Below are 26,916 nucleotides of genomic sequence, written 5' to 3'. Positions count from 1 at the left end.
AGATTTGATTAAAATTAAAAAAGCGTCGCTATTGATGCGACGCTTTTATGAAAATTATAACGATATTTTTATTCTCCAATAGCAGGGCCCCCGTTATAGTCTCCCACATTAAGCATTGGGATGTCTGAGCCGTAGGTCTCTTTTAATGATAAAATAATTTGATTAGCGATAAAAGCATTTCCTCTAGGAGTGAGGTGCACACCATCTAATGAGAAAGCTCCTCCTGTTGCAAACGTACTGGTAATCAAACCACCATCAAAAGAAACTCCTCCATCGGCTACTTCGTTTAAAATAGCATTTACATCAACTAATGCCAAACCTTTTGATGATGCAATGCCAGCAATGGTAGCATTGAAAGCAGCTGTAGCATTTGCAATATCTTCTTGTTCTGTAGGAATTAACACATATTGATCTTGCAACGGATAAGTAACTCCATTGACAGCCAGTTGCGCTGCTGCTTCTCTTGGTAGACCTAAGCCCATTAAAACACTCAAATGCGATTCATTTAAGCTACCAATCACAGCGCTACTGGTAAGCACCAGCAAATCGTTTTCATTTGATTGTCTAACCTGACCAAATTGCTGGGCATATAAATTAGCCGTTGCTGCATCTAAACCTCCTGCTTGTAAAACTTGAGCAAGCTGAGCTGAAATATTTGGAATACTTTCATCATGTACCAAGACTCCGCTTGGCCCATCGCTATTAAACTGTATAGCTCTTTCTGGAACACCCAAAAATGCAAACGCCTGATTCAATTGAGCGAATGTAGCATTTAAGACTGGTAGCTGATCGCCTAACAAAGCAGGTGTCAAGGGTGCAAAAGGAACCGTTGTAAAAAATGGAGTATCAGTCACGTTAGGGATATTCAATAATACTCCCGCGCTGGCCGAAGCCATTAAGGCATCTACTTCTTGCGCATATACACTTGCAAAAACATTCGGGTCTGTTATATCATTGCTCCCATAAGTGGTAGGGTCTAAGTTACCCAATTGGTTTTCACCTACCCCTCCAGAGGTAGCGTAACTTAACACGTCATTATTACCAATCCATAAGCTAAAAAAAGTTGGATTTTGCGCTACGGCATCTTCTATAACACTAGCATTTTCTGATGATCTAAAACGAACAAAGTAGGGGTTTGCCTGCCCTGCAGAAACACCAGCAAGGTTTCCGTACCCGTTAGCTAGCAAATGAAATGATTTGGCCCCAGGAACTCCCATATTATTAAAAGGACCTGTTAGCGTATTAGTAATTTCTGTTGTTGGCTGCCCCTCGATTGGAGTCGGAGAAGGGTTACCGTTAACCAACGATAGAGTTAATCGATTACTAGCAATGGCTTGACCGTTTAAGGTGAGACCTCCTAAATTATCATTGGTTAAAGGCTGATCGAACTCACCGCCTCCTACAAATTCAAGTTGTTGGGCTAATAAGTTAGGAAATGAGTTTTTTTGACCTTGCCTGTAAAGAGCTCCATCGGCATAACCCGCGGTAAGCGAATTACCCACAGCGACATATTTAGCAAAATTGGCTTCTCCGCTACTATAAAAATCGCCGTCTTCTACAGATTTATCAAACTCTGGCTCACAAGCCACCAAACCTAATGCGGCAATTGCTACAAATTTTATATAATTTTTCATCTTTTTATAGTTTAAATGTTACTCCTAATCCTGCTAGGATTGCATTACTTTTATATGTACCTCCAAAAGGAACTTCTTGACCATTCTCTTGGTAATGATCGTAACTTTCGTCTACCTCATCAAAACGTAAATAGGCTATAGATGCATCTATGGCTAATTTTTCTGTAATTTGATAGGACAGCCCTCCAGTAAATCCTGAAGAGTCATTTCTTGGTGTTTCAGGTGCGAAGTAACCTGGCTGAACAGGTGATTCATCGTAGTAATATCCCGCACGTAAAGTTAGCTTATCTAGCGCTTCATATTGTAAACCAAAACGGTATGTCGAAGCGTTTTTATAATTTCTTGGGTTTTTAGAGGTAGGAATATCCTCTGGGATAAAATCGATTGTAAGATCTTCATACACTCCCCAATATGCGCGGTTATAGTCAAATGCAAACAACCACTTATCAGCAAACTCGTAAGATAGACCAATGGTCAATTCGGCTGGCATCGGCAAAGAAGCGTTAAATCCAACAGTTCCGTTTTCAACTGGAGCCAAAGGTGAAGCTGGCACATTACTAAAAATAGCCTCTCCATTCTCTGCATCTAAGATAATTTCAGATCGATAATTAAAACCGATACGCAAATTCTCGGTTGGATTAAACATCCAACTAGCTGACCAACCCCAATTAGAAACCCCTGAGGCATCCACCTCTACATTTGAGCGGTTGCCCTGCTCATCGGTTAAATTTCTATTTAAATTTCGATTAAAGTTAACACCTCCCGTAACATAAATAGGCCCACCTCCAATACTAAAATATTCTGATAATTTTAAAGAGATTAAGGGTTGTATATAAAATGCGGTAAGCTCAATATCATTAACTAAATGTGAACCTGCCCAATCTGTAGGCCATTCTACAGAACTACCGTATGGCGTGGTAACACTAACTCCCACACTTAAAAAATCTGTAACGGCATAAGAGGCATGAAAATAAAAGGGTGTTTTCCAAATTTTTTCGGTTTCTGAATATTGTCCCGTCAAGGTGTTTTGCCATTTCACATTTGCATTAACGGCAGTTACACCAGCCGAGATATTTAGCTTGTTCTCTAAATACACCAGTCCTGCTGGATTAAAAAATGCCAACTCTGCACTATTCACCACAGCAACACCTGTATGCCCCATAGCTAATGCGCGTTGACCTTGCGTACTAATACGGTACCCGCCCGCATAAGTTAGACTCACCGCAAATAAAAATACGGTAAGTGAAAGTAATTTTCTCTTCATAATTAAAAATGAATTAGTTTTTTCATTAACCCAAATTTAACACAAAATAAGAGAATTACAACTTTTTTATGATTTATTATGCGAGCATAGCAAAAATTACAAATCAGCGTTTTAAATACTTTAACACAGCTTGGTAAAACACATCTGGCTTTTCTGCATGTATCCAATGTCCAGCGTCTTTTATGGTAACCAATTGACTATAAGGAAAATACTCTCTAATCAAATCGCCGTCTTTTGACCTAACATAATTTGAATTGCCTCCGTTAATAAATAAAACACTATCTTCAAACCGCTCACCTTTTTCGAGCGCCGCACCTACATTTTCGATTTTACTTTTTAGTACAGGCAAGTTAACACGTAATTTTAAGACATTATCTTTACGGAATAAATTTTTAAGTAAAAATTGACGCACCGCCCAATCGTCGATAAATTCTGCCAGCTTTTTATCTGCATCTTGCCTAGAGGTTAATTTAGCATCAGCCAGCATCGTTAATCCTGCTAAAATGTTTTGATGATGCGGTTCATAATAGCGTGGTGCAATATCAACCACAACCAAATCTTTTATCAATTCTGGATAAGTAACAGCAGTTTTCATAGCCGTTTTACCACCCATGGAGTGCCCCATCAAAACAACCTTTTCTAGCTTATGATCGCGGCAGTAGTTTCTCACATCCGCCGCCAAAATAGTATAAGAAAACTCTTCTGAATGCGGACTACGCCCGTGGTTTCTTTGGTCTATAAGATGCACTTGATAACCTTCCTCTGCAAATTGCTTACCTAAGGTTTTCCAATTGTCTCCCATACCCAAAAAACCATGCAAAATTAGCAATGGCTCACCCTGACCTATAATATTTGCGTGTAATTTCATTTAAGTTTATCTAAATAAGATTTGACTACGTTTTCTAATCCGCTGTAAAGCGCCTCAGCAATTAAAGCATGGCCTATTGAAACCTCATCGAGATATGGCATTTGCTGCTTAAAAAAGGCTATATTTTCTAATGATAGGTCATGGCCCGCATTAATACCCAGACCTAATTTCTTACCTATTGCAGCACAATCGGCGTAAGCAGCAATAGCAGCTTTGGGGTTTTTATTAAAATTTACCGCATAAGCCTCTGTATACAATTCGATCCTATCGGTTCCCGTTTTAACAGCCGATTCTACCATAGCTGAATTAGGATCTACAAAAATCGATGTCCTTATGCCTGCGTCTTTAAATACTCTTATAACATCGCTTAAAAAAGCTTGGTGTTTCTGGGTGTTCCAACCGGCGTTTGAAGTGAGCACATCAACAGCATCGGGAACTAAAGTTACTTGAGTAGGTTTATTTTCTAGTACCAAATCGATAAATTTTTGATTGGGGTTACCCTCGATATTAAATTCGGTTTGCACTACTTTACTCAGATCGCTTACATCTTGATAGGTTATATGCCTTTCATCTGGTCTTGGATGTACAGTAATTCCCTGCGCACCAAACCCCTCTATACGCTTGGCAGCCTCGACTACATTAGGCACATTTCCGCCTCGAGCGTTTCTCAAAGTAGCAATCTTGTTTATGTTTACGCTTAGTTTGGTCATATTTCTTAACTTTAGATGACAAAAATACAAAGTTGCAACGCATCTATGTGTTATAAATTAATTAATTTGCACCAAACATTAAGCTATGAAGCTAACGCAATACATAATTAACGACATAGGTTTACAACCCATATCACAAACTGTAGGAGCGTTTAAGGCGATTTTTAAAGAATTTACCTACACGCACTTACCTGTTTCTGAAAATGGGGTTTATATCGGATTAATTGCTGAAAATGACCTGCGTTGTTTTGATGAGGCAAAATCGCTAATAGACTACAGATATGCCATAGAAAATGTTCATGCCGATTTTAATGAGAACTGGTTAGAAATTTTAGCTTACTTCGGTAAGCTTGAAACCAATTTGCTACCCGTTATCAATCCAAAAGATCAAAATTACCTAGGTTATATTGAACTCATTGACTTGCTAAGTGTTTTTAGCACTACCCCTTTCTTGCAGCAAGAAGGTGCGCTGGTAGTAATTGAAAAATCGGCTCCTGATTATACCCTAAGCGAAGTAACCCAAATTGCAGAACAAGCCAACCAAAAAGTTTTAGGCCTTTTTATAAGTGAAATTGATTTAGACAAAGTACAAATCACTTTAAAAATAGCTAGCCAAAGTATTACCGAAGTTTTAGCTGCCTATAGGCGTTATGATTATCAAATTATTAGCTTACACCAAGAAGACCGACACACGCAAACTATAAAAGAAAGATCAAATTACCTTAAAAAATATTTAGATATATGAAAGTAGCTCTTTACGGACAATTTTACCATAAAAACTCAGGAAAATATATACGAGAATTACTCGATGAGCTTAGTAATCTAGATATTGAAGTACGAATAGAGGAAGAATTTCTTAAAATCATAAATCAAAATAAGAGCGTTGCCAAACAGTATACCCAATTTAAAACTTTTAATCAGCTCGACGGCAGCTACGATTTATTTTTTAGTATTGGTGGCGACGGTACAATTTTGCGCAGCGTACATTATGTAAAAGCATTAGATATACCCATTGTAGGTATAAATACCGGCCGATTAGGTTTTTTAGCAACCATTCAAAAAGAAGAAATAAGAGCCATGATTTTGGCTTTAAAACAAAAAGAATACACCGTTTCTAAAAGAGATTTACTTAGTGTTGCAACATACCCTAATAATCACAGTCTTTCTAGTATGAATTTTGCTTTGAATGAAGTGGCTATAAGCCGAAAAAACAGCACCTCTATGATTACCGTAGAAAGTTGGATGGACGATAAATACCTTAACGCATATTGGGCAGATGGTCTTATTATCTCTACTCCAACGGGTTCAACAGGCTACTCGCTTAGCTGTGGAGGCCCTATAATTACACCAGAAACCAAGGCTATTTCTATCACCCCAATAGCACCGCATAATCTTAACGTACGACCTTTAATAATACCAGACGACAAGGAGTTAAAATTGAAAGTATCAAGCCGAGAAGATCAATTTTTGATTTCATTAGACTCGAGACTTACCACGTTAAATAACGATACCGAGATACATCTCAAGAAAGCAGATTTTCAAATAGGTATCGTATTACTCAATGAAAACAGTTTTATTAAAACCTTGCGTCAGAAACTATTATGGGGAGAAGATAAAAGGAATTTAAAACAATAAACTAGCCTATAATTTGTTAATCATAGAGGCACAAAATAGCTTAAAATTAACGTAGAGCAAACTTAATTTATATATTTGCAAACTTTTGAGATTCTATGAGATATTTAATCTTTTCATTTATATTGTTATACACCAGCCTAAGCTTGGCCCAAACCTATGAAATTGGTCCTATGCTCGGTGCAACCAATTATATTGGTGATGTAGGTGACACCCAATATATTGCTCCCAAAACCCTAGGAGCTGGCGGTATCTTTAAATGGAACCGAAGCAACAGACACTCCTTTAGATTTAGCCTTTTTCATTCAAAAATAAAAGCCAACGACGCAGACGCAAAAGAAACAAGGAGGAAACTAAGGGGTTACTCATTTAAAAATAAAATTACAGAAGCTTCCTTAGGTATTGAATACACCTTTTGGGAGTGGGATTTGCACAACTTAGAAGCTCAGTGGACACCGTACATTTACACTGGCCTTACAGGGGTGTTCACGCAAGATATGTTTGTAGATAGACGTAACAAAATAATACCAGAAGATAATAAATTCACTTCTGCAATACCTATGGTTTTAGGGGTAAAAGGAACCCTATCTACCAAATGGATTTTAGCTTTTGAAATTGGTGCACGCTATACGTTTACCGATAATTTAGATGGCAGTAATCCAGAAGAAATAGATGCCGAAGATGTATATCCCAGCTTCGGAAGTGCCAACTCGAACGATTGGTATGTTTTTACAGGGATAACGCTTACTTATAGTTTTGGACGCAAACCTTGTTATTGTAAATTCTAATGGAGCTTTTTCACAACATAGACAAAGAAAGATTACCCAAGCATATCGCTATCATTATGGATGGCAACGGGAGGTGGGCGAAAAACAAAGGATTATTGCGGGTTGCTGGACATAAAAGCGGAACAAAATCGGTAAGAGAGACGGTTGAAACCTGCGCAAAACTAGGTATTAAAAACCTTACTTTATTCGCTTTTTCTACAGAAAACTGGAATAGACCACAAATTGAAGTCAAAACTTTAATGAAATTACTGGTTTCTTCTTTACGGAAAGAAATCAAAACGCTTCAAGATAATAACATTAGACTTAAAGCTATTGGATGCCTAGATAGTTTACCACAAAAGGCCAAAGAAGAATTAAATGAAGTAATGCAACAAACCGCAGAGAATACCATGATGACGCTAACTTTAGCCCTTAGTTATGGATCCCGCGAAGAATTGCTCAGTGTAACCAAAAAAATAGCTCTCTTGGCTCAAGAAAATAAAATAGACCCCAACAAAATCACCGAGCAAGACATTAATGATCAGCTATATACCAACTTTATGCCCGATGTTGATTTATTAATAAGAACTAGTGGCGAGCAACGCATAAGCAATTTCTTATTATGGCAAATAGCTTATGCAGAATTATATTTCACACAAGTCTTATGGCCAGATTTTAGAAAAGAACATTTAGCAGAGGCCATATTAAACTATCAAAATAGAGAAAGAAGATTTGGAAAAACAAGCGAACAAATCAATTAAGATTTTAATGATAAAGAAATTATACCTTTTATGTTTTTGCCTATTTGCAGTTTGGCAATCACAAGCCCAAGACATGGCCTTGGCTAATGGAAAAGAATATACCATTGGTAAAATAAGTGTTGTAGGAAGCACCAATTATAACGAACAAACGGTTATCGCCTTTATGGGGATTAAATCTGGTGATAAACTTTATATCCCAGGAGATAAAATAAGCGAGATAATAAAAAAGCTTTGGGATTTAGGACTGTTTAGTGACATCAACCTGTACGTGACCAACATTGATAATAATGTTGCCGATTTGCAGCTAGAAATAAAAGAAGTTCCTGAACTGAATGAAGTAAAAATCAGTGGTCTTGACAAAAAGAAAAAACGTGAAGAAATCATTAAAGAAAATGATTTAAAACCAGGCACAAAAGTTACCGAAAACTTAATTGCCACTACGAAAGCAAGCATAGAGAACAAATATGCCGAAGATGGTTTTCTGTTTGCTAATGTTAATATTCAAACCCGCACCATTAGAGATAGTTTAGACAATGACAAGGAAAAAGTTGACTTGGTGCTGCGTATCGATAAAGGGGAAAAGGTAAAAATAAAGGAAATTAAAATTGAAGGTAATGAAATCTTTAGCGACGCTAAGATTAGACGTCAAATGAAAACCAAACAAAAGAACTTTTTACGCTTTTGGAAAAGGTCAAAATACATTGCCGAAGAATATAAAGAAAGTAAAGAAAAAATCATTAATAAATATAAAAGTAGTGGTTTTAGAGATGCGCGAATTGTAAAAGATAGCCTCCGCATTTTAAATGAAGAAGAGGTAGCTTTAACGCTTGAATTAGAGGAGGGTAATAAATATTACTTTGGTGAAATTAGCTTTTTAGGAAACTCGGTTTACACCGACAAACAATTAAAAGCTGTTTTGGGTATTGCCAAAGGTGATGTTTATAACGGTGTGCTTTTAGAGAAAAAAATTGCTGACAAAGAAAGGCCAGATGCGGCAGATTTAACCAATTTATATCAAAATAACGGCTATTTATTTGCTAGAATTAACCCGGTAGAGACGCGAGTATACAATGATACTATCGATTTTGAAATCCGAGTGATGGAAGGAAAAATGGCTTATTTTGATGAAATTAGGGTTACTGGGAACGACAAAACCAATGACCATGTGATATACAGAAACATAAGAACCCGGCCAGGACAGGTTTATAGTAAGCAAGATGTGGTGCGAACAGTAAGAGAATTAGGAGCTACAGGCTTCTTTGATGCCGAACAACTTTCACCCGATTTTGATGTAAATCCGAGTGATGGTACGGTAGACTTAAACTTTAAAGTGGTTGAAAGTGGTGCAAGCCAAATTGAACTACAAGGAGGATATGGCGGCGGAGGCTTTGTAGGTACCTTAGGCCTTTCTTTTAATAACTTTTCATTAAAAGGAATATTTGATAAAGATGCTTATAAGCCGCTACCTATGGGAGACGGTCAAACCCTCTCACTAAGAGCTCAAGCTTCGTCATTCTACCAAACCTACAGCTTGTCTTTTTCAGAGCCATGGTTAGGAGGTAAAAAGCCCATCCGTTTAACTACAAGTTTTTCACATACCAAACAGTTTTACCGTGACTTTTTTGCTCGTGAAACCGATAGAGATCGTAGCTTCTTAATCACCGGTGGGTCTATCGGCTTAGCTAAAAACCTTAAAGTCCCAGATGACTTTTTTGTGGCCTCTGTAGCTTTAAGTTTCCAACATTACAACTTGCAAAATTATAATATTGGATTATTTACTTTTCCCAATGGTACAGCAGACAACCTCGCTATAACTTTGGGTCTGAGCCGAGATAACACGCACACCAACCCTATTTTCCCAACAGGAGGATCTAAATTTGGTATAACCGCAAAATTAACGCCGCCGTATTCGGCTTGGAACGGTACAGATTACGCTAACCTTGCCAATGATCCGGCCTATCAATTACCCAACGGTCAACCAGATGTAGCTAAAATAGACCAAGAAAAGTTTAGATGGTTAGAATATTATAAAATAAAATTTAATGGCGACTGGTACAATAAACTTATAGGTAAACTGGTGCTTAGAACCGCAACAGAATTTGGTTTTCTAGGAGCTTACAACAACGATAGAGGAATACCGCCTTTTGAGCGTTTTTACCTAGGAGGAGATGGCCTTGGAGGCTACAGCTTAGACGGCAGAGAAAATATCGCTTTACGCGGATATGGTAATCAAACGGTAGTACCTAGAGACAGAGAAGACGGGCTTACCCGTGAAGATGGCGCTACCATTTACAACAAGTTCTCATTAGAGCTTAGGTACCCAATAACACTAAAACCACAAGCATCGATTTTTGCCTTAACTTTTTTAGAAGCAGGTTCGAGTTATGACGGGTTTAAAGACTACAATCCTTTTCAATTAAACCGATCTGCCGGTGCCGGGATTCGCATCTTTATGCCTGCTTTTGGATTATTAGGGATAGATTTTGGATATGGTTTTGACCCCATCCCAGGAACTAATGGTGCCGCTAACGGTTGGGAAACCCACTTTATTATTGGACAGCAATTTTAATTTTGGCACGATATTTTCTAAATTTGAAATAACATGAGAAAAAACATAGCACTTTTAATATTCCTTCTTCAAGCAGGCTTTCTATTCGCTCAAAGCGGATTAAAAATTGCCTATATTGATATGGATTATATTCTAGAGAATGTACCAGAATATCAAGAGGCAAACAACCAATTGGATGCAAAAGTTCAAAAATGGAGAGCCGAGGTGGAGCAAAAACTTAACCAAGTTGAACAAATGAAGCAGGCTTTAAAACAGGAAAGCCCTTTATTAACTAAAGAATTGATTGAAGAGCGCGAAGACGAAATCGATTATGAAGTTCAACAAGTGGTGGCATATCAACAAAAAAGATTTGGCCCTCAAGGTGATTTTATAACTCAGAAAAGACAGCTTATTCAACCCGTGCAAGATCAAGTCTTTAATGCTGTACAGGAGTATGCGATTAAAAGAGATTTTGATTATATTTTTGAACGGTCTTCAGATGCATTAATGCTATTTTCGGCTGACCGTCACGACATCAGCGATCAAATTCTTAAAATGATTGACAGACAGAGTCGTACAGACCGCAGAGAAAATAAAGGTGCAGATATTGCAGAAGACACGTATAAATCTGTTGAAAAAGCAAAAGAAGATAAGGCAGAAGAAGCTCAACGAGAAAGAGATCGTTTAACGCGAGAAAAAGAAAGAGAAAACCTTATTAAAGATCGTGAAAGAGCTAGAGATTCCGCACGAGCGGCTAGGCAAGCTGCATTCGAAGCAAGAAGACAAAAACTATTAGAAGATAGACAGCGAAGAAGAGATAGTTTAGACCGAGTGAGAAACAACAAAGATTAAATCCGCCGAAAGGCAAAAATTAAATAACCCAAAATCAAATTAATTAAGAAAAGATGAAACAATTTAAAACCGTATTTTTAGCTTTAACGCTTATGTTTGGTGCTATGAATTTTGCTCAAGCACAAACTTCTAAAATTGCTCATATAGGCACGCAAGAGTTAATTGAGTCTATGCCAGGATATAAATCGGCTATGTCGCAATTAGAGAAATTAGAGCAAACTTATCGTTCTGAAATAGACGATTTACTAAAAGAAGCGCAGAGCAAAAATCAGCGCTATCAAAATGAAGCTCCTACCAAAACAGATGAGGAGAATGCAGCACGCGCAAGAGAGTTACAGGCTACACAAGAAAAAATAGTTCAATTTCAACAAACCGCGCAAAGAGAATTGCAGAAGAAAGAAACTGAATTACTTAGACCAGTGTATGAAAAAGCTAGAAATGCCATTCAAAAAGTGGCCCGTGCAAAAGGATTTGACTATGTACTTGATTCTACCACCGGAGCTGGCGGAGTATTGCTAGCAGACGGGTACAACTTACTTAATGATGTAAAGAAAGAATTAGGGATGTAAGCCTTCTTTATCAAATAATATTTTACAAAGCGTTTCTATTTAAGAAACGCTTTTTTATTTTTACTACTTAACCAAGAAGCTAACGCAATGCAAAAAGAACTGGCACCCATAGGTATGTTTGATTCGGGAATAGGCGGAACATCCATTTTTAAAGAGATTCATAAGCTTTTACCGTTAGAGCAAGTTATATACCTCGCAGATAGTAAAAACGCTCCCTATGGTGCTAAAAGTCAGCAAGAGATTATAGATTTATCTATTAAAAACACCGAGTTATTACTGGAGATGGGCGCCAAGCTAATTGTTGTAGCCTGCAATACTGCTACCACCAATGCTATAAAAGTGTTGCGTGAAAAATACAGCACACCCATTGTAGGCATAGAACCTGCAATAAAACCAGCGGCTTTAAATAGTAAAAATAAAACGATTGGCATTTTAGCTACTAAAGGTACCTTGGCAAGCGAATTATTTATTAAAACATCAGATTTATATACACGTGGTACTAAAGTAATAGAAGTGGTAGGTGAAGGACTGGTTCCTTTAATTGAAACAGGCAATTTACAACAGCCCGCCTTAAAGCAATTGGTTAAAGAACTTGTTAAACCTATGCTTAAAGAAAATATAGATTACTTAGTTTTAGGCTGCAGTCACTACCCTTATCTTATGCCTATTCTTAACGAAATTGTTCCTCAAAACGTACAAATTATTGATTCAGGAAGAGCCGCGGCGCAACAAACAAAAAATTTACTAGAAAAGCTAAATCTTCTCCGAAAAGATTCCGGTGAAAAGTGTATTTTTTATAGCAATAAAAATCCCCGGATTATAGAAAAAATTCTTCAATCCGAGGAGCGGTTTTTAGTTGGTTATAAAGATTTTTAGTAATTAATCGCAGGACAATTACAGTGATATTTCTCTTTGCCACCTCCAAAATTATATCCTAAGGTAATTTGATGAAATCCAGCATTACTTAAAACAATAGAATTAGCTTGATAAGTATAAGTATAAGCAAACATAAATTGGTTGTAATTAATACCTAAAAAGGGAGAAAAATATTGTAATTTTTGATTTTCAACCGTAGCCGCACCATCTTCAGTATACTCAGCTCCATCTAAACTCCTTCTATAAGACAAACCTCCCCATAATTGACCAAAGTCAAATTGTCTATAAACTTTAAAGTTTCCGTCTACGGCAGCTTCTGCAGTTTCTTCTTTCATTTGAAACATTACCGAAGGTTCAAAAGACCAGTCACTAGCATAAGGTGCTATGGTATAACCCAGGGTAAATAAATATTGACGCTGGTTATCGGTTTCAAAGTCCTCGGCAAAAATATCACGCTTTTGCGGAATTAGGTTTTTAACCGTTAAGTGCGTAAAGAACTCAAGGTAATAGTAAGAAACACCAAAATCAATATTAAAGTAAGAATCTTGCTGCTCTATACCTGCTATATTAGGATCTGAAGGGTTGGTACCTCCAATCAAATCACTTTCATCAAGTTTTTCCTGTAAAACTCCAACACTTAAACCAAATGACAATTGATTTAAATCTACCCGATCTCTAGAAAGCAATAAATGATATGCAAAAGTAGCATAGGCACCTTGTTGTGAAAATCTACCGTTACTATCATTGTACAAAATACCACCTAAGCCAATGTTACTATCACTAAGTCTACCATTTAAGCTCAAGGTTTCTAAAGTAGGCGCATCATCTACATCAAACCACTGCCTCCTTGCAGTAAGTCTAGCTTTACTAAGCAACCCTGCCCCTGCCATAGAGGGATGCATTAAATACATATTATCTGTTAAGTAATCACTGTAAACGGGAATTCCTCGTTCTTGACTAAAGCCTAATAATGAAAAGGCAAAAAATACAAAAACTAAATAGGTTTTATTAAACTTCATATTCATTTAGGGTGTTGTTGCTCCAAATTAAAACAAAATGCAAGTAAGTAAAAAATTTATTTTGGCTTTTTTTTAAAATAAAATTAACACTACTCTTAATTCAACGTGAATTTTTAAGTTTTTATTGTTTTTAGGTGAAAATTATAATTGGGTAAATATATTGAATTCATAGTATTTCTTTTAGTATTTTTGTATGAAATTTAAAGCTATGGAAAATTACAAGATTGAAATACAAAATACGTCAAATCCAGATATTCTAAAATTTGAAGCCGACAGGTTTTTGGTCAATCATAAATCCTATGAATTTAACAATATTGATGACGCCAAAGACTCCCCTTTAGCTCAAGCTCTTTTTCATTTACCTTTTGTAAAAACAGTTTATATCGCTCAAAATTTTGTAGCGGTAAAGAAGTTTAACATCGCCCCATGGTCTGAAATTCAAAATGAATTAAAGTCTAAAATAACCGATTTATTAAACCAAGGAACGGCAATTGTAAAAGATAAAGACCAAAATGAAAAAATAGCCATAACGGTTTATGCCGAAAGCACACCCAACCCGGCTGTTCTAAAATTTGTTGCAAACAAGAAACTGGTTCTACAAAGCATTGAGTTTAAAAATATAGACGAAACCAAGGATGCCCCACTACCTCAAGCTCTTTTTCATTTCCCTTTTGTAAAGGAAGTGTTTTTAGATGATAACTATATTTCGATTACTAAATACGATATTGCAGAATGGAATGAAATCACTCTAGAATTAAGGGAGTTTATTAAAACTTATTTAGAAGAAGGCAAACCAGTACTAAATAAAGAAATAAAGCGCACCGAGTCAAAAAAAGCTACAGAAAAGCCAAAAAGCCAAGCTGATAATTCAAAAGAATTAGATTCGGTATCAAACCAAATAATTGCCGTGTTAGAAGAGTATGTAAAGCCTGCTGTAGCTAGTGATGGCGGTAATATTATGTTTGATTCTTACGAAGCCGACACTAAAACGGTAAAAGTTATCTTGCAAGGCGCTTGTAGTGGCTGTCCTTCATCGACCATCACCTTAAAGAATGGTATTGAAAACGTCTTAAAAGAAATGTTACACGATAAAATTGGCCGTGTAGAAGCTGTAAATGGCTAATATTAATCAAAAAACTTATAAAAAAGGAGGCTCCCACGAGCCTCCTTTTTTATTAACTTATAACAAAATTTATATTTACAACTCTCTTTTTGCGTCCTGATAATAATCATCAAAAAGCTGCAATAAATTCATGGTAGCGCTTATTAAATCTTTGGTCTCTAACAAGATACCAAAATAAAGCTTGGTGTTCTTAGGGCTCGTTTCTGAGGTTCGAATACGATTGATTTGCTTTTGAATTAATTCAGATACCTTGTCCATTAACTTCTGCTTTTCTTCCAGAATTCGGTTAATATTTTCAAACGAATGACTATCGAAGGTTTCAATGATATCATCAAAAAGCACCTGCATATCCCGATCTACACTTTTTAAATCTCTAATTTGATTAAACTTCAGGTTTTTATGATTATTGTTTACGTGTTTGTAACTTGATTGTGCTATAAGACCGATAGACTGTACCATGTCTTGCAAATAGTCTAAAAATAAGATATAGAATTTACTAGCTTCAACCGAGTTATCTTCTAAAGACTTAATAAAATAGAAAACATTATCTTTCAACTCTTCCACTTCTCCATCAAGCTCGTTCAAGCGTTTCTTATCTTTTTTAAGTTTACTCAGATCGTGATAACCCAAATGGTTTATGACCTTACTGTATCTTTTATTAATACCTTTAATTACATTGGAAACATTTTGCGAAGTCTCTTGAGTAATTTCATTAATAGTAATGATATCGCTTCTGTTAAATCGCTTTTTACTTTGTTCTAGTCTCTTTTTACGATTATGAAGAATTGCTCCACGAACAATTAAAAATACTGCTAGACCAACTAATAACGAAATGGCTACCATGCCTCCATACCAGATCACCAAGGCAAAAATCGCCGCTGCCACAAAAGCTACTAAAGCAGTAACAAACCAACCGCCAACTACATTAATTACACCTGCCACACGATAAACCGCACTTTCACGATCCCAAGCACGATCAGCAAGCGAAGTACCCATGGCTACCATAAAGGTAACATAAGTAGTAGACAAGGGTAACTTAAGATTGGTACCTATTGAAATTAAAATACTAGCAACAACCAAATTCACAGAAGCGCGAACCATATCAAAAGCAGGAGCATCAATTCTGCGATCATTCAATAATTCTTTAGGTTTTTGAAATTTAGATTCGATACTATTGGTTATACGATTAGGTAGAATATGGGTAATACTGTTGCTAAAAATTACTGAATACCTTACAATAACCCTAGAGAGGCTATTCGGTTCAAAGCGTTCTGCACCGTCACCTTGTCTAGAAAGATTTATACCCGTATCTACAACCGCTCTGGCTTTACTCGAAAACCACAATGTAATAACCATTATGGCTCCAGCACCAATCAATAGTATTTCAGGGGTTTGCACCGCACCTGCAAGACCGGTCATATCTAATTGTCCTGGTGCTTGACCACTGGCCATCCAAATGTCGTAAGATTGCCAAGCTGCAATAGGAACCCCTATAAAATTTACCAAATCATTCCCTGCAAAGGCCAAGGCTAGTGCAAAGGTCCCAATCACAATAATTGCTCTAAGGATATTTACTTTGAAGAAGCTCATCATTAACTGGGAAACAAGTGTCCAGAACAAAAAACTAATCCCTATTATTATCAAGGTTTGATCGTTTACAAATTCTTTAACCGACCCTGGAATAAAAGAAATACTTTTCATCCCTTTAATAAAAATGAAATAAGTGATAGCCGTAATAGACACCCCTCCAAAAACAGACCCTACATATTTCATTTTACGTTCAAACTGAAAAGAAAATACTAACCGAGAGAGGTATTGTACAATGGCCCCAACTGTAAATGCAATGAGCACAGAGAGCAAAATACCCATAATTATCTCTAAGGCCTTTGCAGTGTTTATATAATCATAAATAAGATCAAAACTCTGCGACTGCTCGTATAACTTGATTGCTGCTACACTTACCGCAGCTCCTAACAACTCAAATACTATTGATACCGTGGTTGAAGTAGGCAACCCTAAGGAATTAAAAAAGTCGAGCAATAGTACATCGGTAATCATGACTGCTAGAAAGATGATCATGATTTCATCAAAATAAAATTGACTAGGATCGAAAATTCCTTTTCTTGCTACTTCCATAAGACCACTTGAAAAGATTGCTCCTACGGCCACCCCTATACTAGCTACAATCATAATTGTTTTTAGTGAAATAGCTTTTGAGCCAATGGCCGAGTTTAGAAAGTTTACAGCATCATTACTTACCCCCACTACTAGATCTGTAATGGCTAAAGCAAATAAAATAACTAAAACAATAATGTAAAAAGTTTCCATAAATTTGTTTACCTAATTGGGTGCAAAATTCCTGCTTTTATTTTTAATTGCTTATGAACTCAATGTTACCAAAACATTAATTTTCAATTTTCTCTACTTCCCGAAAAAAATAATATTTATGACCAATTTTAAAATCAACAATCTCAAAAACTCTAACAGCCCCTATTTAATTCAACACGCCAACAACCCCATAAACTGGCAAGAGTGGAATGATGGGGTATTAAATTATGCTAGAGAAAAAAATAAATTGCTGGTTATAAGTATAGGATATACCACCTGCCATTGGTGTCATGAAATGGAAAAGGAGGTATTCGAAAACAAGGAGGTAGCTCGATTTATGAATGAACATTTTGTTGCTATAAAAGTAGATCGTGAAGTTCATCCCGAAGTAGACCATCTCTATATGCAAAGTCTACAGCTTATGATCAAGCAAGGTGGATGGCCCCTAAATATTATAGCCCTACCCAACAAGATGCCTGTTTGGGGTTGTACATTTTTAAAAGCAAAACCCTGGTTAAGTGCCTTAATGCAGATTAAAGCTTTGTTTGAAAAAGACCCTAATTCGATGCAAGAATACGCCGACACCTTAAAGGAAGGAGTATCAAAACTACAATTACCTAATATAAATAATAAGGAATTAAAGAAAAAAGTAGATTTTGAATTGCTTTTAAATAAATGGAAGAATCAACTCGATTACACCTATGGAGGTGACTTGGGCATCCCAAAGTTTATGATGCCTAATCAGCACTTATTTTTACTAAAATACGCCCATATTGGCCAAGACAATAATTTGAATAATTATCTTAAATTAAGTTTGAAAAAAATTGAAGGCGGAGGAATCCATGATCATATTGAAGGCGGATTTTCACGTTATGCTCTAGATCAAAATTGGCATGTCCCACATTTTGAGAAAATGTTATACGACAACCTTCAACTCATCAACCTGTACCACCAAGCCTATATTTTATTCCAAGAGAAATCCTTTAAAAAAACGTATAAGAAAACACTCGCTTTCATTGACCAGCAATTGAGTGATAGTGATTATTTGTGGTTTACTGCACTAGATGCCGATAGCCTTAATATAAAAGAAGAGCGCGAAGAAGGTGCATATTATACCTGGAAAAAAGAAGAACTTCAAGAATTGCTAAAAGAAAAGTATGAGTTATTTGCCAGTTACTTTAACATCAACCCGAAAGGCTATTGGGAGAATGGAAACTACATTTTATTTAAAAGTCAATCCATTTCAAGCCTTGCAAAATCATTTAATTTATCGAAGTTAGAGGCAGAAAAACAAATAAACGAATGCTTACAAACATTAAAAGCCAGCAAAGCAAAAAGAGCAAAACCACAACTAGATGATAAAAAAATGCTTTCACTAAATGCTATGGCAATTACAACCTACTTGAATGTTTATAAAACTACACAAGAGCAACCTCTCCTAATGCGATGCCAAAAAGCAATAGATCGAATACTACAGCTCAACTACGACGGCAATAAGCTTTATAAGGAATTACACGAGCATCAAGATAAAAAAGCTGGGAGTTTAGAAGATTACGCGTTTTTTATTCAGGCCTTACTTAGTATGCATGAAGTTAGTCTAAAGCCTATTTATTTAAAGCTTTCCGAGGCCCTTATCCAGTATTGTTTTAAGAACTTTAAAAAAGATGCCGATATCTTTTTTTATTATTCCGAGATTCAAAACGAAGATTTATTTATAAAACCAATTGCTTTGCGCGATAACGTTGTCCCTAGTGCCAATGCTATTATGAGTGAGAATCTACATAAACTAGCATTGCTTACGGGCAAGACTGCATATCAAGAACATTTTGAAAAAATGCAGGATAGCATCTCTTCAGATTTTATGCACTCTCCTAGCGACTATTCTCAATGGCTACAAAACCAACTGAAACGAGATTATCCGTTTTTTTTGGTGAAAACCAATGAAAATTTGTGGTCTGCGTTTAGCAAAAGAAAAGCACTTATTAACTTTTATCGTACGACTAATACAAGCCAAAAAAGCACAAAGAACACCGTAAAGGAAGAAGTATTAATCTGCACAGAAAAAGCTTGCCTCCCTCCTGTATATAATACCCAGGAAGCCATAAAGCTCTTATTGGGTAATAATTATTAACAAAAATTAAACGAATAAAAATTTTAAAAAAGCACTTTGTTTCATATTATGCAACAAACAAAAATTAAAAATATGGAAATAACTGAATTTGAAAATTACGCGAAAGAGTATATCGATAAAATAATCGATTTCTTACCAAATTTATTAGCCGCAATTGTCATCTTAATTATTGGGTGGTGGCTTTCTAAAGTGATTGTTAAATATGTAAGAAAAATTTTAAGCAAAAAAGACTATGGTATTGCGTTGGAGCAATTTCTAACCAAAATTATTGAATATACGCTTAAGATTCTCGTTTTCATTACAGCTATTAATCAAATTGGTATAGAAACCACTAGTATAATTGCGGTTATTGGTGCTGCCGGTTTAGCTATTGGATTAGCCTTACAAGGCTCTTTAGCTAATTTTGCCGGAGGTGTGATTATAGTTATTTTAAAGCCCTTTAGAATAGGAGATTGGATTGAGGCTCAAGGTGTTTCTGGATCTGTAAAAGAAATCTCTTTATTTTATACAAAAATAAATACATTCGGAAATCAATTGGTAACGGTACCCAATGGCCCTTTAGCTAACGATAACATTATTAACTACACTGTTGAAGGAAAACGAAAAGATGCCATTACCATAGGTATTTCTTATGATGCAGATATAAAACAAGCTAAAGATATTTTGGAAAACCTTATGCTGGAACAAGAAAACATTATGCGCGATCCTGAACCCCAAGTAGTGGTAACAGAACTTGCCGATAATTCAGTTAATTTGTCTTTACGTTTTTGGGCACTCAATGAGCATTTCTGGGATTGTCACTGGTATACCATCGAAGAGGCTAAAAGAAGATTAGATGCTGCTGAAATTGGTATTCCTTACCCTCAAAGAGACATTCATATTATTAGCAAACCCGAATAAGGGATTACCCTAATTTGAAATCTTTCAAATAAAATGGTTCAAAATAAGCGACGTCCTCTACGTCGCTTATTTTATATTTTCGCATAGCCAAAATACCTACTTCTTTTGCAGAAGGTTGTGCTTCAACAAAAGTAAAATTATCTTTAGACTCTATCTTTTCGGACAACTTACTTGTAGCTTCTCCTAAAAATAATAGACGCTGTCTTTTTTCATCTTGAAAAGAATCTGATTCAATTATTAAAGCTTCAACGGGTTTAATTGTTGTTAAGCCAGTATCTGATTTCGAATTCACCGAATAAAAACCGGCATAAATTTCCATTCGGCGAGCATCTAGGCAAGATATAATTTTATCTACCTCTCCGTGCGTTTCTTTATTATACTGCATAGCTAGGGCCTCTAAAGTATCAACGGCAATAAGCGGAACATCTAAGGCATAACACAAACCTTTAGCCGCCGACACCCCAATTCGTAATCCAGTATACGACCCTGGACCTTTACTTATGGCTACTGCATCTAAACTTTTTAATAAAAAACCATTATCTTCTATTACTTTTTGGATAAAAGTATGAAGCAATTCAGCGTGGGAATATCCAGGAGTGCGATCTTCGATTAAATCTATTAACTTCTCATCTTTCCACAACGCAACAGAACAATTGGTAGTTGTTGTTTCTAACGCTAATAATAATGCCAATTTATTTCGATTTTTTAATTTCTTCAACCGCGTGACCGTCTTTCAATTTTTTAGTAACTAAACTATACGGACCTGTAATTATTTCATCTCCTTCTTTAAGACCTTCAAGAATTTCAATATTGGTTTCATCTTGAATACCGGTTTTTATGGCTTGTAACTTTGCTTTGCCTTCCTCTTTAATGAATACGGCTTCGTAAGTTTTGTCGTCTAAACCAGACGCGTTTGACTTGGTCGTTTCTGCTTTAATAACAATCGCGCTAATAGGAACCGCAAGAATGTCTTTTTTACTGTTTGTAATTATATCAACTGTGGCTGTCATCCCTGGTCGAAAGGGTGAATAGTTTTCTCCTTTACCCGCTAATAAATCGGCATAAGATTCTTTTAAAATTTTCACTTTCACCTTAAAGTTAGTTACTTGATCGGCAGAAAGCGCATCGTTTGCGGAATTACTAATAGCCGTTACCAATCCTTTAAATTTTTTATCCAAGTAAGCGTCAACCTCCACTAAAGCGGAATCACCTACGTTAATCTTTACAATATCATTTTCATTTACATCTACCTCAACTTCCATTTCGTTAAGGTTTGCGACACGTAGTATCTCTGTACCCGCCATTTGCTGGGTTCCTACTACACGCTCGCCCAATTCGGCGTCTAATTTTGAAATTGTACCCGACATGGGTGCATAAATTGTAGTTCTGCCTAAGTTATCTTGTGCTTCGTTAACCGTTGCCGCAGCACTTTGAACATTATAATAGGCGCTTTTTTGTGTGGCTTTTGCTACCTCATACCTAGATAAAACGGCATCCCATTCACTTTGTGAAATAACCCCTTTCTCAAACAAAGTTTTGTTTCGGTTATAGTTAGCTTCAGCTTCCTTAAGGCTAGCCTTAGCTTGCTCTAAATTGGCTTTAATATTTTGGTAGCTCGCCTGTGATCGCTGTAGACTAGATTGGTATAAATCTGGATTAATTTTTACCAATAAATCACCTTTTTCAACGCGTTGTCCTTCTTTTATTGGAAGTTCGATAATCTCACCCGAAACTTCAGAAGATAGTTTAACCTCTACCTCTGGCTGTATTTTACCCGTTGCTGACACCGTTTCTATCAAGTTCATTTTCTCTAGAAGGGCCACCTCAACCTGTTTAAGGTCATCTGCCTTTCCAAACCAACCCGCTTTTTTACCTCCTATTAAAAAGGCAATTAAAACCAATACACTTATTACAATTACAAGTATTTTCTTTTTTTTCATTTTTATAATTTTAAGTTTTGCGGATCAATTCCAAAATACAATTCAAGCACCTTTAATTTAAAAATATAGTCGTATTTAGCACGATTAAGTTCTATAATAGCGTTGTCTAATCTTTGTTTAGCTTGAGTAAAGTCAAAACCATTGGTAAGACCAACATCATAGCGTTGCTGAGCGTAATCAAAAGCCAATTCTTGTGATTTAACCACTTCTTGAGCCGCTTCATATGCTTCTAAAGCTCCTTGGGCGTCTACGTGTGCTTGATATACATTAGATTCTAAATCTAATTTAGCTTGCTCTAATTGGTACTTTCTTCTTTCTAAATTTATCTTACTGCGAGCTACATTATTTCTAGTGGCCAAACCGTTAAGTATAGGTACGTTTAATTGCACTCCATAGCCAATTCCATCATTTTGATACAACTGCGTTGTGAATGAACGTTCAAAAAAATCATTATCTGAATAACGAGTATTATATCCAAAAAAAGCGGTTAAAGTAGGATAATATGCTCCCCTAGAAATTTGCACATCTTTTTGTGCAATGGCTAGATTTTGTTCGGCAATTTTAAGTTCTGGCCTATTCTCTTCCGCGGAAGCGATAATAGATGCCACAGGCTGGTTAGCTACTTCATTTGAAACCAGCTCATAACCTTCATCAACGATTTGAAAATTTTCATAATCTTTAACCAACATCAACTGCGCTAGATTAATTAAAGCAATTTTTACATTATTTCGTGATATGGCTATTTGTTGCTTTTCATTTGCCATATTGGCTTTTATTTCTAAAAGATCTCCTTTCGGTAGTACGCCACCTTCTACCAAATCTTCTGTACGCTTTAGCTGCTCCTTACTAACCTCGTTTTGACTTTGCAGCGATGATAGGTTGGCTTTATTAAGCAAGACGTTTAAATAGGCGTTTGCCACGGCAAGACTAATATCATCTTTCATTTTATCAAGTTGATATTGCGTAGCCAATTGAGCTAATTTGGCTCTTTGAAGCTGCCTAATGTTTCTTAAACCGTCAAATAAAGTAAGTGAAGAATTAAACCCTGTAGTAAAAGAAGTAAAAACTTCATTCTCAAACTGGTTGGTAACCGGGTTAATGTTAGCTCCGGTATTTACAGAGTAAGACCCTGAACCATTAAGACTTGGTATAAAATTACCTATAGCATCTCTTTTATCGTACTGGGCACTTTTTACATCCAACTCAGATTGCTTGATACTGATGTTGTTCTCTAAGGCATGCGTAACACATTCGTTCAGCGTCCATTTTTTTTCTTGGCTAAAAAGTACAGCCGGAAGACAAACTAAGGTAAGGAGTAAAGTTTTTATTCGCATCATTACAATTTACTAATTTATAAGTAGAAAAAGTAGGTTTATTGTTACAACTGGATCAAATAAATCACCATAAGCAACTTAATTTCCTTTTGCTCTACTTTTAAAACCTACTAATCATAGGACGAATATGATGGAATTTTGTTACAAAAAGCGCGTCACTATGCTTCCTTTTTTCTGTTTTTTAAGGTGCGGTAAACCGCTATGCCAACCCCTCCAACCAGCAGATAAGGAAAAACCATCAAATACATAATTCCATTGTTTATTGACTTAGCGGCTGTCCCATCAGGGTCGCTTTCTAATACTGCTCGACACATGGCGCATTGTGCATTGACTGGCAATATCAAACCAATAAACAATACGAAAAACAAAAAAAAGACTAATTTTTTATCCATAATAAGGTAACATAAATAAATACACCAAAACTCCTGTTACAGCCACATAAAACCAAATAGGAAAAGTATATCGGGCTATTTTAACGTGTTTTTTATATTCTGCTGTTAAACCTCTATACATGGTAAACAAGACCAATGGTACTATTATAGCAGAAAGCACGATATGCGAAATTAAAACAAAAAAATACAATGGCCTTAAAAATCCTTCTCCTCCATAAGGAACAGGATCGTTACTTAATTTAGAGAAAACATAACTAATTAAAAACACGCAAGACAAAACAAAAGCAGTAATCATTACATTGCGATGAAGTAGTTTTTCTCCTTTACGGATTAATACATAGCCAAGTAACAAAAGTACTGCTGTAATCCCATTTAAAACGGCGTGAAAAAAAGGATATGTACCTATATCTAATCCCAACAAATCATATCTTGTAGGAAGATTGAGCAGGACTAATACTATAAGTGGCACCGCAATAGATAAGCTAATAATAATAGGTACAACAATTTTATCTTTACCCTTTTGAATTACCTCTTTCATTTTACAACAACTTTTTTATATCAGATTTAAGCATGTTTAGGTCTTTCGGGTCTAACCCATCGTAATAACCTTTTGGGTTACCATATTCATCGAGGCGAGAAACAATCTCACCTTGCCTATTGATTAGAGCAAAATATCCTGAATGTTCAAAGTTACCCTTTACCTTAGGGTTGTAGGCAGCATAAAGATTAAAACCTTGATTGGCTAATTCAAATATAGCGTCTCGTTCACCGGTTAACAAATGCCAATTAGGATGAGATATACCATGTTTTTTGGCATAGGCAGCTAAAATCTCTGGCGTATCGTATTCTGGATTAATACTAAAAGAAGCTATACCAAAATTAGGATTACCAAAAAATTCGTCTTGAATTTTTGTCATATTTTCATTCATTTCGGGGCAAATAGTAGGACAAGTAGTAAAAAAGAACTCTACCACGTAAACCTTACCCTTAAAGTCTTCATCAGAAATGAGCTCACCATCTTGATTGGTCAACTGGTAACTAGGCACCTTACCTATTACTGTCATAGCAACTTTATTACCGCTAAAGCGATCAACTATTTTAGGAACCGCCCAAATTCCAAAAATTAGAATAATAAAGGTTATACCAATGTATTTATAATTTTTCATCGTTATCTTTAATTGCATTTCCTTTAGTGGCCAATCTATATTCAGCTAAAATTACTTTAATGTCGTCGCTCATTATGTTGCTAAGCTCTGCCACAGAAGAAGTATCATAACCATAGTTTTCAACTACAGTTTTGTCTTCCTCATCTTTTCTTCCGCGTAAAGCTAACTCTTTATCAATAATAAAAACGTGTTCATTAGCACCACCTTCATTTAATTGTAGAGGTGTTTGAAGACTTTCAAAGACCCCTTGTATGTTATTCTGGCTCCCAAAAGCAAATTTCCAATTCTTGACATCTATGGTGGTGCCTAATTGATTTAGCAGATCTTGGACCGCTTGTTCTTGCCCATCTTCAGCCAATATCACAAATTGAAAGTCCTTAAACTGATAGTTTTTATCGTAAATTTTTTCATTAAGATTAAAAGCATGCCCTTCCATTTCCTTCACCCTATTCCCCATAAAGAAAAGAACACTAATATGGTCTTTCAAACGCACTTCTTCATTTTGAAAAGTATGAAAATTATCGATTTCAGAAATAGGTTTGGTTAAAGTGGGAAGAATAGCAAAATGATTAATTCCTGAAGAAAAAAATAAGTAAGCCACAATAGGCAATGCAAACAATAAGGTGAGCACAAAATATTTTTTCATAACAACAAAATTGCTTTTACAAAAATAAAAAAGACGGTTCAATAAAACCGCCTTTTTGTATGATTTAACGTATGTTTTCTATTAGAAATTCCAAGTCACAAAACCGTTAGAAAAAACGTCATGTATATAAACTCCTTCTGCAAGAAGTATAAAAACCAAATAACATACTAGGAAAACTATTGTCCATACTACCGAACGCCTCAGGCCTTTCTTTTCACCTTCCATATGCATAAAGGCCCAAGTAATTAAATAAGCTTTATACACCGTTAAAATAATAAATATCCAATTTAAAAGATGCATATACAAGATATCGGTCTGCACCAAGAATGCTGGTTTAAAGATACCCAATACCACCTCTACAATAGTTACTACAGAAAGTAACATAAATACATACCAAATTCGCTTTGTTGCTGATTGATTAGTATGTGTTGAATCGTGTGCCATTTTTAATTGTGTTTTTTATTAAACAAGGTAAAAGAAAGTAAATACAAATACCCAAACTAAGTCTACAAAGTGCCAATATAACCCTACTTTTTCTACCATTTCATAACTTCCTCTTCGCTCATATGTACCTACTAAAACATTAAAGAATATTATAATATTTAGAATAATACCCATAGATACGTGAAAACCATGAAATCCTGTGATAAAGAAAAAGAAATCGGCAAACAATGGTGGTCCATATTCATTATTGGTAAGGTTTGCTCCTTCAACGGTTGTAACAGCATCATTCTTTAATTTTGCCAATGAAGCTTCTCTAGATAAAACAATTTTCTTACCGTTTTCATCTAATTGCTGAATACGAACCAATATATTTGGATTAGCTTCAAATCCCTTAGTAATTTCCTCTACAGTAAAACTAGCAGACGTCTGCTTATCAGCATCATACCACACACCATTGCTAGGCTGGTGTTCTATACGATCCTGAGGTAAAGTTTTAGCAAAATCGGCTAAAGCAACGCGCTCGTGATCGGTATCTACGAATTGTAAAATTTGACCTCCTCGTGTTTCAACCGCACCGTAAGTACCGTTTATAAAATTTTTCCACTCCCAAGCTTGCGATCCTACAAAGACCAAACCACCAATAATGGTTAAAAACATGTAGAGTGTAACTTTCTTTTTGTTCATATGATGTCCTGCATCTACAGCTAACACCATGGTCACCGATGAAAATATTAGAATAAAAGTCATCAACGCCACATAGTACATGGGTGCGTCAACCCCGTGTAAGAACGGAAAGTGATTAAACACCTCATCGGCTATAGGCCAAGAGTCTATAAACTTAAATCTTGAAAAACCATAAGCTGCTAAAAACGCCGAAAACGTAAGCGCATCCGATGCAATAAAAAACCACATCATTAATTTTCCATAACTTGCTCCAAGTGGTTTATTTCCTCCACCCCAAGTTTTTCCTTCGGTGCCTGTTTGGGCAACAGTAGCTTCCATAAATAGAAAT

General features: G+C 36.0%; 26 protein-coding genes. 11 read left to right on the top strand and 15 right to left on the bottom strand.

Going from position 1 to position 26,916, the window contains the following annotated elements:
• Positions 1-68 precede the first annotated feature (68 nt).
• The 4 genes from ACH2AZ_RS09050 to ACH2AZ_RS09035 all read right to left on the bottom strand — a co-directional run bounded on the left by ACH2AZ_RS09050 (position 69) and on the right by ACH2AZ_RS09035 (position 4,476).
• Positions 69-1,634, bottom strand: a complete 1,566-nt coding sequence (locus ACH2AZ_RS09050; protein WP_394907587.1) for a G-D-S-L family lipolytic protein — start codon at positions 1,632-1,634, stop codon at positions 69-71.
• 4 nt (positions 1,635-1,638) lie between these two features.
• A complete protein-coding gene (locus ACH2AZ_RS09045; protein ID WP_394907586.1) occupies positions 1,639-2,898 on the bottom strand; it encodes an OmpP1/FadL family transporter in 1,260 nt (419 codons plus the stop codon).
• 103 nt (positions 2,899-3,001) lie between these two features.
• Complete coding sequence (locus ACH2AZ_RS09040; RefSeq protein ID WP_394907585.1) at positions 3,002-3,766, bottom strand: alpha/beta fold hydrolase; 765 nt, start codon at positions 3,764-3,766, stop codon at positions 3,002-3,004.
• The gene (locus tag ACH2AZ_RS09035; protein WP_394907584.1) at positions 3,763-4,476 is read right to left on the bottom strand and encodes a pyridoxine 5'-phosphate synthase; all 714 of its coding nucleotides are present in this window, start codon (positions 4,474-4,476) and stop codon (positions 3,763-3,765) included. The genes ACH2AZ_RS09040 and ACH2AZ_RS09035 overlap by 4 nt, the downstream gene beginning before the upstream one ends.
• A gap of 85 nt (positions 4,477-4,561) precedes the next feature.
• On the opposite strand from ACH2AZ_RS09035, the gene ACH2AZ_RS09030 reads away from it, so the two are divergent.
• The 8 genes from ACH2AZ_RS09030 (at position 4,562) to murI (ending at position 12,481) form a co-directional block, all read left to right on the top strand.
• A complete protein-coding gene (locus ACH2AZ_RS09030; protein ID WP_394907583.1) occupies positions 4,562-5,221 on the top strand; it encodes an acetoin utilization protein acuB in 660 nt (219 codons plus the stop codon).
• A complete protein-coding gene (locus ACH2AZ_RS09025; protein ID WP_394907582.1) occupies positions 5,218-6,111 on the top strand; it encodes an NAD kinase in 894 nt (297 codons plus the stop codon). The genes ACH2AZ_RS09030 and ACH2AZ_RS09025 overlap by 4 nt, the downstream gene beginning before the upstream one ends.
• 95 nt (positions 6,112-6,206) lie before the next feature.
• Positions 6,207-6,896 carry a DUF6089 family protein gene (locus tag ACH2AZ_RS09020; protein ID WP_379043774.1) on the top strand — a complete coding sequence of 230 codons (690 nt, stop codon included), beginning with the start codon at positions 6,207-6,209 and terminating at the stop codon, positions 6,894-6,896.
• Positions 6,896-7,636 (top strand): isoprenyl transferase, encoded by a 741-nt coding sequence (locus tag ACH2AZ_RS09015; protein WP_394907581.1) that lies wholly within the window; start codon positions 6,896-6,898, stop codon positions 7,634-7,636. The genes ACH2AZ_RS09020 and ACH2AZ_RS09015 overlap by 1 nt, the downstream gene beginning before the upstream one ends.
• Before the next feature lie 7 nt (positions 7,637-7,643).
• Positions 7,644-10,205, top strand: a complete 2,562-nt coding sequence (locus ACH2AZ_RS09010; protein ID WP_394907580.1) for an outer membrane protein assembly factor — start codon at positions 7,644-7,646, stop codon at positions 10,203-10,205.
• A 33-nt stretch (positions 10,206-10,238) separates the two neighbouring features.
• Positions 10,239-11,036 (top strand): OmpH family outer membrane protein, encoded by a 798-nt coding sequence (locus tag ACH2AZ_RS09005; RefSeq protein WP_394907579.1) that lies wholly within the window; start codon positions 10,239-10,241, stop codon positions 11,034-11,036.
• A 53-nt stretch (positions 11,037-11,089) separates the two neighbouring features.
• Positions 11,090-11,605, top strand: a complete 516-nt coding sequence (locus ACH2AZ_RS09000) for an OmpH family outer membrane protein (protein ID WP_147861566.1) — start codon at positions 11,090-11,092, stop codon at positions 11,603-11,605.
• Between the two features lie 87 nt (positions 11,606-11,692).
• Positions 11,693-12,481 (top strand): glutamate racemase, encoded by a 789-nt coding sequence (gene murI / locus ACH2AZ_RS08995; RefSeq protein WP_394907578.1) that lies wholly within the window; start codon positions 11,693-11,695, stop codon positions 12,479-12,481.
• On the opposite strand, the gene ACH2AZ_RS08990 is transcribed toward murI, so the two are convergent.
• Positions 12,478-13,500, bottom strand: coding sequence for a type IX secretion system membrane protein PorP/SprF (locus ACH2AZ_RS08990; protein WP_394907577.1), 1,023 nt, complete (start codon positions 13,498-13,500; stop codon positions 12,478-12,480). The genes murI and ACH2AZ_RS08990 overlap by 4 nt on opposite strands.
• Before the next feature lie 208 nt (positions 13,501-13,708).
• On the opposite strand from ACH2AZ_RS08990, the gene ACH2AZ_RS08985 reads away from it, so the two are divergent.
• Complete coding sequence (locus ACH2AZ_RS08985) at positions 13,709-14,623, top strand: NifU family protein (RefSeq protein ID WP_394907576.1); 915 nt, start codon at positions 13,709-13,711, stop codon at positions 14,621-14,623.
• A gap of 75 nt (positions 14,624-14,698) precedes the next feature.
• Here the strand turns inward: ACH2AZ_RS08985 and ACH2AZ_RS08980 are convergent, their stop codons facing one another.
• Positions 14,699-16,951: an inorganic phosphate transporter gene (locus tag ACH2AZ_RS08980; protein WP_394907575.1), complete on the bottom strand. Its 2,253-nt coding sequence runs from the start codon at positions 16,949-16,951 to the stop codon at positions 14,699-14,701.
• Between the two features lie 118 nt (positions 16,952-17,069).
• Between ACH2AZ_RS08980 and ACH2AZ_RS08975 the strand changes: the two genes are divergently transcribed.
• Together ACH2AZ_RS08975 and ACH2AZ_RS08970 are read left to right on the top strand one after the other, a co-directional pair.
• Positions 17,070-19,082 carry a thioredoxin domain-containing protein gene (locus ACH2AZ_RS08975; protein ID WP_394907574.1) on the top strand — a complete coding sequence of 671 codons (2,013 nt, stop codon included), beginning with the start codon at positions 17,070-17,072 and terminating at the stop codon, positions 19,080-19,082.
• A 72-nt stretch (positions 19,083-19,154) separates the two neighbouring features.
• Positions 19,155-19,982 (top strand): mechanosensitive ion channel family protein, encoded by an 828-nt coding sequence (locus tag ACH2AZ_RS08970; RefSeq protein WP_394907573.1) that lies wholly within the window; start codon positions 19,155-19,157, stop codon positions 19,980-19,982.
• A 4-nt stretch (positions 19,983-19,986) separates the two neighbouring features.
• Here the strand turns inward: ACH2AZ_RS08970 and tsaB are convergent, their stop codons facing one another.
• The 9 genes from tsaB to ACH2AZ_RS08925 form a co-directional block, all read right to left on the bottom strand.
• The gene (gene tsaB, locus ACH2AZ_RS08965) at positions 19,987-20,673 is read right to left on the bottom strand and encodes a tRNA (adenosine(37)-N6)-threonylcarbamoyltransferase complex dimerization subunit type 1 TsaB (RefSeq protein ID WP_394907572.1); all 687 of its coding nucleotides are present in this window, start codon (positions 20,671-20,673) and stop codon (positions 19,987-19,989) included.
• A gap of 1 nt (position 20,674) precedes the next feature.
• Positions 20,675-21,922, bottom strand: a complete 1,248-nt coding sequence (locus tag ACH2AZ_RS08960; RefSeq protein WP_394907571.1) for an efflux RND transporter periplasmic adaptor subunit — start codon at positions 21,920-21,922, stop codon at positions 20,675-20,677.
• A 2-nt stretch (positions 21,923-21,924) separates the two neighbouring features.
• Positions 21,925-23,259 carry a TolC family protein gene (locus ACH2AZ_RS08955; protein WP_394907570.1) on the bottom strand — a complete coding sequence of 445 codons (1,335 nt, stop codon included), beginning with the start codon at positions 23,257-23,259 and terminating at the stop codon, positions 21,925-21,927.
• A 155-nt stretch (positions 23,260-23,414) separates the two neighbouring features.
• Entirely contained in the window at positions 23,415-23,648 is a 234-nt protein-coding gene (locus ACH2AZ_RS08950) for a hypothetical protein (RefSeq protein WP_394907569.1), read from the bottom strand.
• A complete protein-coding gene (locus ACH2AZ_RS08945; protein ID WP_394907568.1) occupies positions 23,641-24,186 on the bottom strand; it encodes a DUF420 domain-containing protein in 546 nt (181 codons plus the stop codon). The genes ACH2AZ_RS08950 and ACH2AZ_RS08945 overlap by 8 nt, the downstream gene beginning before the upstream one ends.
• Before the next feature lies 1 nt (position 24,187).
• Positions 24,188-24,814: an SCO family protein gene (locus ACH2AZ_RS08940; RefSeq protein WP_394907567.1), complete on the bottom strand. Its 627-nt coding sequence runs from the start codon at positions 24,812-24,814 to the stop codon at positions 24,188-24,190.
• Positions 24,801-25,460, bottom strand: a complete 660-nt coding sequence (locus ACH2AZ_RS08935) for a hypothetical protein (RefSeq protein ID WP_394907566.1) — start codon at positions 25,458-25,460, stop codon at positions 24,801-24,803. Before ACH2AZ_RS08935 ends, ACH2AZ_RS08940 begins: the two co-directional genes overlap by 14 nt.
• Positions 25,461-25,541: 81 nt before the next feature.
• Positions 25,542-25,904, bottom strand: a complete 363-nt coding sequence (locus ACH2AZ_RS08930) for a cytochrome C oxidase subunit IV family protein (protein ID WP_394907565.1) — start codon at positions 25,902-25,904, stop codon at positions 25,542-25,544.
• 18 nt (positions 25,905-25,922) lie between these two features.
• Positions 25,923-26,906 (bottom strand): cytochrome c oxidase subunit 3, encoded by a 984-nt coding sequence (locus tag ACH2AZ_RS08925; protein ID WP_394907564.1) that lies wholly within the window; start codon positions 26,904-26,906, stop codon positions 25,923-25,925.
• Between the last annotated feature and the right edge of the window lie 10 nt (positions 26,907-26,916).

The sequence above is a fragment of the uncultured Mesonia sp. genome (assembly GCA_947499595.1).
GTDB lineage: Bacteria > Bacteroidota > Bacteroidia > Flavobacteriales > Flavobacteriaceae > Mesonia > Mesonia sediminis.
The sequence above is the reverse complement of the archived record's forward strand: the minus strand, read 5'-3'. Positions and strand labels throughout refer to the sequence as shown.